Source organism: Bradyrhizobium sp. 31Argb (assembly GCF_043638955.1).
Classification (GTDB): Bacteria; Pseudomonadota; Alphaproteobacteria; order Rhizobiales; family Xanthobacteraceae; genus Bradyrhizobium.
On record NZ_JBEGDB010000548.1, the window covers coordinates 1 to 1,933 of the forward strand.

Genomic DNA, 1,933 nt, shown 5'->3' on the forward strand with positions numbered 1-1,933 from the left:
CTGCGCCAATACTGGATGCCGATCCGCTACGCACGCGCCCGCTGATCACTGCGGACGTGGGAGCTCTTACCGCTTACCCTCATCCCGAGCCGGCGCGCAATGGCCTTGTTCGACTCGCCACGGCTCAGGAGTTCCAGGACAGCGTTCTGCCTCGCTGTTAGGTTGCGATTTCTCGGACCTGGGTCTGCCAAATCTTCTTCGCCGCCGTTGCCATCTCTTATGCCGCAAGAGAGGGCGGGGTTGCTATCGACCGCCGGATGCCGCTGCGCCGCACAACTCCGTTTTGGCCGCATCGCCGACGGAAAATATGATCCGCCGTTGAGTATGAGCGAGAAGGCCTGTAGCGCTAGTTCCTCGTCTGTTCCGGCATTAACGATTCCTTGCGCACCAACATTCAACGCTGAGATAATCTCCTCGCGACTTTCCCTTTCCGAAAAAATCACGAGAGGCACGTCGGGAGCGAGCGCCCTGAGGACCTTGATCCTTTGCATATTATCGCTGTCTGCAATCGAACCGCTGCCAGCATTATAAACCAGCATTTCACAATTCGCGTCCGCATCAATCAACCGTTCTGCTTGGTCCGGAGTATGTACAGTCAGCCGAAACTTACTGCGGGCGGCCGAATGATCCAAACGGCCAAGAATGCTGGTAAGGCCTAGACTTCGCAGCGGGAGAGTGTCGACAATTAAAATGCCAAGTTCGGCGCTCGGAACTGTCATCTTGCCCTCCATGAAGCCCTAAGTGCTTGGGCGTAAGCTTGATGCTCCAGCTTCTGTGTTTTTGTCGTGAGGCGCGCACGGGGCCCCCCTAAAGTTGAACACAAGATACCTCACATCTATGGCAAATTCAACAAGTCACTATTAACTTGATCAAGGCCTAACACTCGTGGCGTACACCCTTGATCATCCGTCAGAGGAATCGCCGCCAGTGACGCTTTCGAAATCCAGTCCAGCCAGCTTGCCTCCAGTTTGCGCTCAGGCTCGTCACAGTATCCTCGATTTGACCAGCCGCCGCGATGAGCTCCTCGCCGCCTGAGATCAAAACACCGGTCGGCATCCGTTCGAATAACCGCAGGCCAAGCCCGGTCTCAAAAGCGCCGACGCGTCTCAGCGCGGCGAACGCTAGTCAGAACCGATAGCGGAATGCCGAGCTGCACTCTGGGGAAGCTCCCTTCGAGGGCGTGATAGCGGCCTGGTGGGAGGGCCGCTACAGGTCACCTCCGCGGCCGAAGTCTCTCCGCGAGATCATGAAGTAAAATGAAAGCAATGAGCGCGACTGACCACTGGTAAGTCGTGCGACATGCGGATCTTTCTTTACAGGCGTCTTTGGTTGCTCAAATATCTTTCTGCGGTGGGTCAGGGTATCCACCCTGGAGCCCCCTCCACATCTGTCACAGATAGGAAGGCTTCTATGATCCTATTCAGGATAGTCTTCGCAGTAACCGCTATCTTGCTAAGCGGGAATGCATTTGCGGAGCCAGGGATGTGGATCGGGACAGCCCCATTTTGCTCTGGATCGCCAGCAGACTGCACTGATCTGGGAATGACATACGTGAAGAGTGATCCAAAAGGGGACGGTGGCGAATGCTGGACTGGAACGAAAGTGTATTGTTCAGGTTATCCCGCCCCTGAAATTGCACTCATGGGTTATGATGCTTGTGACGGTTTTCAATGTCATCGAACGATGTGCGGTATCAATCCCAGTCCGGGTCCGAGGGTAATCGTAAGTGAGTCTTGGTACTTCTGTCCTGTCTGCGGCAGTGCAAATTTTAGAAGGATCATGAGATTGAACAAAGTTCCTAACGCACAAATGGCGCGTGCTTGTCCGTGGCGATATTTCTAGGTTCGTGATCATCGGGTGTCCGTCGTCAGATAATTTGAGACAGATCAAGCTTTTCGAGAAGGGAGGCTCTGGCTCATCAGGGGTTAGAGTT

At 54.6% G+C, this 1,933-nt stretch carries 1 protein-coding gene; it reads right to left on the reverse strand.

Translation table 11 applies throughout. From position 1 onward, the window contains the following. Positions 1-26 precede the first annotated feature (26 nt). Positions 27-719, reverse strand: a complete 693-nt coding sequence (locus tag AAFX91_RS41225) for a LuxR C-terminal-related transcriptional regulator (protein ID WP_394570301.1) — start codon at positions 717-719, stop codon at positions 27-29. Between the last annotated feature and the right edge of the window lie 1,214 nt (positions 720-1,933).

Excerpts from the sequence above, each read along its gene's own strand:
- AAFX91_RS41225 (WP_394570301.1), bottom strand. The coding sequence starts at position 719 with ATGACAGTTCCGAGCGCCGAACTTGGCATTTTAATTGTCGACACTCTC.